This is a genomic window from Streptomyces sp. NPDC057939, assembly GCF_042887545.1.
Lineage (GTDB): Bacteria > Actinomycetota > Actinomycetes > Streptomycetales > Streptomycetaceae > Streptomyces.
Window position 1 is genome coordinate 45891 of record NZ_JBHVPG010000060.1, and the last position, 6388, is coordinate 52278.

Annotated in this window: 6 protein-coding genes; 2 read left to right on the forward strand and 4 right to left on the reverse strand. The window is 72.1% G+C overall.

Translation table 11 applies throughout. The features are described from left to right. Positions 1 to 56: 56 nt before the first annotated feature. Positions 57 to 704, reverse strand: a complete 648-nt coding sequence (locus ACFVS6_RS37410; protein ID WP_389711007.1) for a hypothetical protein — start codon at positions 702 to 704, stop codon at positions 57 to 59. A 112-nt stretch (positions 705 to 816) separates the two neighbouring features. Here ACFVS6_RS37410 and ACFVS6_RS37415 point away from each other — a divergent pair, with 112 nt between their 5' ends. Then, positions 817 to 1128 (forward strand): hypothetical protein, encoded by a 312-nt coding sequence (locus ACFVS6_RS37415; RefSeq protein WP_389711008.1) that lies wholly within the window; start codon positions 817 to 819, stop codon positions 1126 to 1128. Between the two features lie 144 nt (positions 1129 to 1272). Here ACFVS6_RS37415 and ACFVS6_RS37420 read toward each other — a convergent pair whose 3' ends face one another. The 3 genes from ACFVS6_RS37420 to ACFVS6_RS37430 all read right to left on the reverse strand — a co-directional run bounded on the left by ACFVS6_RS37420 (position 1273) and on the right by ACFVS6_RS37430 (position 4533). Next, positions 1273 to 2364: a prenyltransferase gene (locus ACFVS6_RS37420; protein WP_389711009.1), complete on the reverse strand. Its 1092-nt coding sequence runs from the start codon at positions 2362 to 2364 to the stop codon at positions 1273 to 1275. Next, positions 2361 to 3095: a class I SAM-dependent methyltransferase gene (locus tag ACFVS6_RS37425; protein WP_281210766.1), complete on the reverse strand. Its 735-nt coding sequence runs from the start codon at positions 3093 to 3095 to the stop codon at positions 2361 to 2363. Before ACFVS6_RS37425 ends, ACFVS6_RS37420 begins: the two co-directional genes overlap by 4 nt. A 67-nt stretch (positions 3096 to 3162) precedes the next feature. Then, positions 3163 to 4533: a glycosyltransferase family 4 protein gene (locus ACFVS6_RS37430; protein WP_389711010.1), complete on the reverse strand. Its 1371-nt coding sequence runs from the start codon at positions 4531 to 4533 to the stop codon at positions 3163 to 3165. 252 nt (positions 4534 to 4785) lie between these two features. Here ACFVS6_RS37430 and ACFVS6_RS37435 point away from each other — a divergent pair, with 252 nt between their 5' ends. After that, positions 4786 to 5496, forward strand: a complete 711-nt coding sequence (locus tag ACFVS6_RS37435) for a TetR family transcriptional regulator (RefSeq protein WP_389711011.1) — start codon at positions 4786 to 4788, stop codon at positions 5494 to 5496. The last annotated feature ends 892 nt before the right edge of the window (positions 5497 to 6388 follow it).

Consider the following 6388-nt stretch of genomic DNA (forward strand, 5'->3'; position numbering starts at 1 on the left):
CGGGCCGGACGGCGGCCCACCGGCCCCGTCCGGCCCGCCCGCGCGGGAGCCGGCGGCTAGCCGCCGAGCTGCGACAGGCTCGGCACCTGGTCCTTCACCGGGGCGCCGGCGCTCTGCCCCGCGTTCTTCACCCCGTCGATGACGTCCTGGAACGAGCTGATGTCGGCGTCACCGGCCTGGCCCTTGCGGAGCTTGGTACCGAGGCCCTTCAGCGACTCGATGCCCGCCGTCAGCGGACCCATCGCCTTCGACAGCAGCGGGTCGCCCTTGGCGTTGTCGGCCGCGGCCTTCAGCCGGTTGTAGGCGAAGGCGCCCGCGAGACCGGCCTTGATCAGCGCGAAGGTGCGGCCCGAGGCGCCCTTCTTGAACTTGCCGGCCTGGTACGGCTTGATGATCCACTGGTACGTCGCGCCCGCCGCCAGGCCGGCGTTCGCGACGAAGCGCGTCTTGGCGAACTTCTGCTTCTCCGCGGGCGTGGTGGGCGTCGGCGTCGCCGCGGCCAGCTCATCGGCCTCCGCGGCCGCCGGTTCCGCCGCCGCGAGGACGGCGAGCTCGGCCGCCGCCGCGGACGACAGCTCCGGTTGCCGCGCGCTGTCGCCGCTGCTGCCGCCGCAGGCGGTCGCACCGCCCAACAGGGCACAGGACAGGATCACCGCGGTGAGGGTGCGGCGGAATCGGACGGTACTGGATACGAGTACGGACACGGTTTCCTCCGGGGACGGGGGTGTCCCCCGCAGCCTCACCCCGGCCGTGGGGCTGCGCCACTTGGGCGACCCGTTCGGGTTTGGGTCGCGCTCCTGCGGCAACACGCGTGTCATGTCCCCACTCACCAGAGCACACTCGCGCGGAGCCGCCCGCAGCGCCGGCCCCGCCCGGGCCATCGCCCTCGTCGCGGACGTGGCCGCCTTCCTCATCGTCCTGTGGATCGTGTTGTGGCTGCTGGACGCCAACCAGGCCAACAGCCTGGTCGCCCTCGTCCACGACATCGCCGACTGGCTGACGAGCTGGTCCCGAGACCTGTTCACCATCGACGGGGAGACGGCGCGCGTCATCGTCGGCTACGGCCTGGCCGCCGTCGTCTACGTCCTCGTCGGCCACGCCCTCGCCGGCTGGGTGGCACGCCGCTGACCCCGGCCAGGGAAGGCCCGCGCGGCCGCCCCGCCCGGAGGCCCGTCGGGGTCGATCCCGCCGACCCCGACCGACGGGCCGCCGTGCCCGCCCCGCATCACGACGGGGCGGGCACGGTCGTCACCGCTCGGCGGGCGTACCGGTTCAGTCCCGGCAGCAGTCCGGCTCCAGGCCCACCGGGAGCGTGAGCCCGCCGAAGACCTCGCCCGTGGCGCCGTCCCCGCCGAGCGCGGCGACGGCCAGCAGCAGCGAACCCGCCGTCCACGTCGTCTGCTCCACCGGCCAGACGGCCCGGTCCTGGAACACGTAGCCCGTCCAGTACATCCCGTTGTCGGCGCGCAGGTGCCCGATCGAGCGCAGGACGTCCAGCGCCCGGTCCGACTCCCCCATCGCCCAGAGGGACAGCGCCAGTTCGCAGGACTCCCCGCCGGTCACCCACGGGTTGGGCAGGACGCAGCGGACCCCGAGGTCCGGGACGACGAACTCGTCCCACCGCGCGTCGATCCGCGCCTTCGCCTCCGCACCGGACAGCGCGCCGCCCAGCACCGGGTAGTACCAGTCCATCGAGTAGTGCGACTTGTCGAGGAACCGCTCCGGGTGCCTGCGTATCGCGTGCCCCAGCGCACCGGTCGCCAGCTCCCAGTCGGGCTGCGGGTCCCCCCGGTGGTCGGCGATCGCCAGCGCGCAGCGCAGGGCCTGGTGGATGGACGAGGAACCCGTCAGCAGGGCGTCCGTCACCGGGACGCCGTCGGCCTCCCGCTTCCAGCCGATCTCCCCGCCGGGCTGCTGGAGCGCCAGGACGAACTCCACCGCGGCGAAGACCGCCGGCCACATCCGGTCCAGGAACCGGTCGTCGCCGGTCGCCAGGTAGTGGTGCCAGACGCCGACGGATATGTACGCGACGAAGTTGGACTCGCGGCTCGCGTCCTGCGGTTCGGCGGTGTCGACGCCCTCGGGCCGGTCGGCGTAGGCCGCGTACCAGGAACCGTCGTGGTTCTGGTGCCGGGCCAGCCAGTCGTACGCCCGCTCCGCGGCCCCGTGCTCGCCCGCCGCGTCGAGGGCCATCGCGGCCTCGGTGTGGTCCCACGGGTCGAGGTGGTGGCCCCGGAACCACGGTATGGCCCCGTCCGGTCGCTGCGCGGCGAGGATGCCCTCCACCGTCAGGGCGGCCTCCTCGGCGGTCAGTACGCCGTCGAGGACGAGGTGTTCGGGTGCGGTGCGGCGGGGCGCGGTCACTGCGTGGCGCCGACGGGCAGGTGCGGCTTCGTCGCGTACGCCACGAAGCTCTTGCCGATCACCGGGTTCAGCGCCTGCTCGGCGAGCCGGGTCGCGAGGGGCTTCTTCATGATGTCCCAGACCAGGAGCTTGTGGTACGCCTTGACCGGCAGCGCCTTGTCGTTGTCCACGCCGAAGGCGCACTTGAGCCACCAGTACGGGGAGTGCAGGCCGTGCGCGTGGTGGGTGCCGTAGGGCTCCAGGCCCGCGGCCTCCATCTTGCCGAGCAGCTCGTCCGCCTTGTATATGCGGATGTGGCCGCCCTCGACCTCGTGGTAGGCGTCGGAGAGCGCCCAGCAGATCTTCTCCGGGCCGTAGCGCGGCACGGTGATCGCGATGCGACCGCCGGGCTTCAGGACGCGGACCATCTCGGCGAGGACGCCCTTGTCGTCGGGGATGTGCTCCATCACCTCGGAGATGATCACGACGTCGAAGGAGTCGTCGGGGAACGGCAGCGCCAGGGCGTCGCCCTCCATCGCGGTGGCGGTGGCGCCCGCGGGGGCCTCACCGGCCTCCTTCATCGCGGCGAACCACTTGGCGACCTCGCGGATCTCCTCGCCGTTGCGGTCGACGGCGACCACCTGGGCGCCTCTCCGGTAGCACTCGAAGGCGTGGCGGCCGGCGCCACAGCCCAGATCGAGCACACGGTCGCCTGCGGCGAGCGGGAACCGGGAGAAATCGACGGTCAGCACGGGGTCCTGCCTTCGCTGTCGCGGGGGTGGAGGGGATGGCTCATGAAGCTGCGGTGGCGGTGGAAGGTCAGCGCGGCCGGTGGGTGAGGGTGGTGGTCGCCCCGGTCGGGTCGATGCCCGCCGGATCGGTACCGGCCTGTGCGATGGTCGCCCGTGCGATGGCTTCGCGGTAGTGCGCGACGGTGCCCTCGGCGGCCTTCGCCCAGGTGAACCGGGACAACACCCGTTCCCGCCCGGCCGCTCCGAGGCGCTCGCGGAGCGCGGCGTCGCCCAACATCCGGCCCAGCGCGGAGGCCAGCGCCCCCGCGTCGCCGGGCGGCACGGCCAGACAGGTCTCCCCGTCGGCGCCCGTCACCTCGGGGATGGCCCCGCCGGTCGTGGCGACCAGCGGGGTGCCGGTGGCCATGGCCTCGGCCGCGGGCAACGAGAAGCCCTCGTAGAGGGAGGGCACGCAGGCGACCTGCGCGCCGCGCACGAGGTCGACGAGCTCGGCGTCGGTGATGCCCTTCACGAAGCGCACCGCGTCCTGGAGTCCGTACGTCTCGATCGCGCGGGCCACGGGCCCGCTCTCGGCGCGCTTGCCGACGACGACGAGGTGCGCGTCGGGCCGCTCGGTACGGAGCTTGGCGAGGGCCTCGACGAGGTGGACGAGCCCCTTGAGGGGAACGTCGGCGCTGGAGGTCGTCACGATCCTGCCGGGCACCTCGACCACGGAGGGGTCGGGCGACCACAGGTCGGTGTCGGCGCCGATGTGGACGACGTGGATGCGGTCGTCACGCACGCCCAGGTGCTCGGCGATCTCCTGCTGGGAGGAGCCCGAGACCGTCAGCACGGACGGCAGCCTGCGGGCGACGCGGCCCTGCATGCGGGTGAAGGCGTACCAACGCCGCACGGAGAGGCGCTTCTTGAAGTCCTTGGCGGCGTCGATGTCCAACCGCCGGTCGACGGTGATGGGGTGGTGGACCGTCGTCACGAGGGGGGCGCCGAGATCGCCGAGCAGCCCGTAGCCGAGGGTCTGGTTGTCGTGGATGACGTCGAACTCGCCCGCCCGCCGGCGCAGATGGCGCCGGGCGCGCAACGAGAACGTCAGCGGCTCGGGAAAGCCGCCCGTCCACATCGTGGCGACTTCGAGGGCGTCGATCCAGTCCCGGTATTCGCCGCGCTTCGGCGTCCGGAACGGGTCGGGGCTGCGGTACAGGTCCAGGCTCGGCAGCTCGGTGAGCGTCGCGCCCGTGTCGAGCACCGGGTAGGGCTGCGAACCGATGACCTCGACGGAGTGTCCGAGGCGGACGAGCTCACGCGAGAGGTGCCGGACGTAGACGCCCTGGCCGCCGCAGAACGGGTTCCCCTTGTAGGTGAGGAGCGCGATGCGGAGCGGGCGGTCGCCGTCGGTGGCGGAACCCGCGAAAGGGCTCGTCACGATGGCCTCAGCGGTCACTCTCGGCCCCCTTCTGCCTGCGACTTTCGCCGGAGCGTAACCGCTCGGATAATGTAGAACAAGTTTCAGACTTGATCCGTTGAAGACCATTGAATCTACCGGCCGGAAACCACACCGTAAGAGGCGGAGCAGGTGATTCGCGCCACGACTCGGGCGCCTGACATGCTGACCCCGGATCATCCCCGGAACAGCCCTGCGCAGCACCACCAGCGACGCCACGGAATACCCCCGGAACGCCATGGAGCGGGACACATGACAGCGGAAGCGAAGGCCGTCACCACGCCGGCGTCCCCTCCCCTGACGGAGCGCCAGGAGGCCCGCCGTCGCCGCATCCTGCACGCGAGCGCGCAGCTGGCCAGCCGCGGCGGCTTCGACGCCGTGCAGATGCGGGAGGTCGCCGAGCTGTCCAGCGTGGCCCTCGGCACCCTGTACCGGTACTTCCCCTCGAAGGTGCACCTGCTCGTCGCCACGATGCAGGACCAGCTCCAGCACATGCACACGACGCTGCGCAAACGCCCCCCGGCGGGCGACGACCCCGCGGCCCGGGTCGCGGAGACCCTGATGCGCGCGTTCCGCGCGCTCCAACGCGAGCCGCACCTCGCGGACGCCATGGTCCGCGCCCTGACCTTCGCGGACCGCAGCGTGAGCCCGGAGGTCGACACCGTCTCCCGCCTGACGACGGCCATCATCCTGGACGCGATGGGCCTGGACGCCGCCCCGACGGCGGAACAGCTCTCGGCGGTCCGCGTCATCGAACACACCTGGCACTCGGCCCTCATCACCTGGCTGTCGGGCCGCGCCTCGATCGCCCAGGTCAAGATCGACATCGAAACGGTCTGCCGCCTGATCGACCTGACGGCCGCCCCGAAGGGGACGGGCGGCGGGGTCGGGGGCGGGGGCCAGGGCGGGGTCGGGGGCGGGGTCGGGCACGGGGCGGCTGGGGCCGGCGGGGCGAGGAAGTAAGTCCGGATCCGGTGGGTGGGGCGCGGCCGACCGGGACGGATCGGGGGGCGGGGCCGGGTGGGCGGGGTCCCACTCATCCGGATCAGGGAGGGTTTGGTGGTTTCCCGCCGGTCTCATCGTCTCCCCGTGGCGGGCCGGTCCCTCAAGGGCGCTCCTCCTTCGTCGTCGCGTCGCTTCGCGATGGCCTTCGGCCACCCTTGACCGACCCGCCACGGAAAGCCGAAGACCGACGGGAACCCCCCAAAAGAACGGTCACGGGTCAGAGATGAGCAGGGGCGGGTCTCTCAGTGACGAGGCGAGGGGCCGGGCGCTGCCAGGTTGGGCATGCGGGGAGGTCGGAGGGCCTGCGGCCGGGCCGCGAGCCCGGCCACGAGCCCCTACCCGCCCGTCAGGACGAGGGAATCGACCTCAGGGCATGTCAGACGGCCCGTACGCGCCGGGTCCGTAGGGTGTTCGCTCGGTTGGGCGTCTGCGAGCCGCCCTCGGCCGGACATAAGCCACGCACCGGCCCCGGATCGTGGCCGAGGTCGTCCCAGCGACCGACGACCAGCCGTGGCTGGACATAAGCCGCACGAGCTCGGTTCGCGGCCGAGGACGTCTCAGCGTCCGACGACCGAACGTGGTCAGGAACAGACACAAAGCCCCAAGAGCCTTTACGTGCGGGCGGGCACGCCCGCACACCTACTCACCCGCAGGTCCTGCAGGCGCGGACACGCGGCCCACCCAGGCATGTGGACCGTAGAGCCCGTGCGTGCGTGGGCACGTCGACATATGGGTACGTCGACATGTGAGTGCGTGAGTGCGTGAGTGCGTGAGTGCGTGAGTGCGTGAGTGCGTGAGTGCGTGAGTGCGTGAGTGCGTGAGTGCGTGAGTGCGTGAGTGCGTGAGTGCG

Excerpts from the sequence above, each read along its gene's own strand:
- ACFVS6_RS37415 (WP_389711008.1), top strand. The coding sequence starts at position 817 with ATGTCCCCACTCACCAGAGCACACTCGCGCGGAGCCGCCCGCAGCGCC.
- ACFVS6_RS37435 (WP_389711011.1), top strand. The coding sequence starts at position 4,786 with ATGACAGCGGAAGCGAAGGCCGTCACCACGCCGGCGTCCCCTCCCCTG.